Genomic DNA, 1,342 nt, shown 5'->3' with positions numbered 1-1,342 from the left:
CCTGTATAGACCGGGTACATCGTTAACAGGTGTTCGGGGACATGGTTTACACCTCCGGAGAGGAGCAAGCCATGCCTTGGAGAACCTGTGATGAGATGGAACTGAGACGTGAATTCGTGGAATTGGGCTGCCGCGAGGGTGCCAATATCCGGGAGCTGTGCCGGAGGTTCGGGATCAGCGCTCCAACGGGCTACAAGTGGATGAAGCGGCACCTTGCCGGCGAAGCCCTCGGGGATAAATCGCGCAAGCCGCTGGGAAGCCCCGGCCAGACACCGGCAGCGATGGAAGAACTGGTCATTGCCGCACGGCACGAGCACCCGGCGTGGGGCGGCAGGAAGATCAAGCGCTGGCTGGAAAACCGCGGCGAGGAGGACGTTCCCGCCGCGAGCACCATCACGGGAATGCTGCGCCGCCACGGGCTGCTGTCGCAACCGGCGGGTCCTTCCGGCCGGGGTTGGGAGCGTTTCGAGCGGGAAGCCCCCAACGAGCTGTGGCAGATCGACTACAAGGGCTGGCTGCAACTGGCTGCCGGTGGCCGCTGCCATCCGCTGGCGATGCTCGACGACCATAGCCGCTTCAACCTGCTGCTGGAACCTTGCGCGACCGAGACGTTTGCCGAACTCCGGCCGCTGTTGGAAAGGGCCTTTGAAACCTACGGGCTACCGGTGGCGATCCTGTGCGACAACGGCAATCCCTGGGGAACGAGCTGGGGTTACTTCACGGCGTGCGAGGCATGGCTGCTGCGGCTGGGCGTGGAGGTGCTCCACGGCCGGCCCTGCCATCCTCAGACCCAGGGCAAAGAGGAGCGCTTCAACCGCACGTTGAATGCCGAGGTGCTGTCGCGCACGACGGTGTGGCACGATCGCAGCCACTGCGGCCGGGAGTTTTCGCGCTGGCGCGGGATCTACAACCACGAGCGTCCGCACGAGGCATTGGGCGGGGATGTGCCGGCGAGCCGCTACGAGGTCTCCCTGCGGAAGATGCCGTCAAAGCCGCGTGAGGCAGGAGAATGGTATGGTGGGGACGATGTGGTGAAGAAGGTGCAGTCGAAGGGCAACCTCCGTTTCCGCGGGGTGTCGTGGAGCATCGGCGAGGCGATGAAGGGCGAGGAGGTGGCGCTGCGCCAGACGGGGGAGGAACGCTACGAGGTGTATTACTGTTGGAAGCGGCTGGGAGCAGTGGACTTCGCGAAACATCGTTCAAGCGGGGCAAAGGGCTACGCGCCGTTGGAACGGGAGGTCCGACCGCTCCTCCATGAGCCACGTCCGCCACACGGAAGAGGGTTGAAAAGTGCAAACGATGTCCCCGAACAGGTGTAAACGATGTCCCCAGTCTTTACAGG

At 63.9% G+C, this 1,342-nt stretch carries 1 protein-coding gene; it reads left to right on the top strand.

What is annotated here, in order from left to right; genetic code table 11:
- Positions 1 to 95 precede the first annotated feature (95 nt).
- Complete coding sequence (locus WKV53_RS28550; protein WP_341408263.1) at positions 96 to 1,319, top strand: IS481 family transposase; 1,224 nt, start codon at positions 96 to 98, stop codon at positions 1,317 to 1,319.
- Positions 1,320 to 1,342: the final 23 nt, after the last annotated feature.

Origin of the sequence: Luteolibacter sp. Y139 (assembly GCF_038066715.1) — a bacterium.
In the GTDB taxonomy this organism is placed as follows: Bacteria; Verrucomicrobiota; Verrucomicrobiia; order Verrucomicrobiales; family Akkermansiaceae; genus Haloferula; species Haloferula soli.
Note: the sequence above shows the minus strand (reverse complement) of the source record. Positions and strands in the feature narration are given on the sequence as shown.

What these genes read in the sequence shown, in the direction of transcription:
- WKV53_RS28550 (WP_341408263.1), top strand. Translation starts at nt 96, where the DNA reads ATGGAACTGAGACGTGAATTCGTGGAATTGGGCTGCCGCGAGGGTGCC.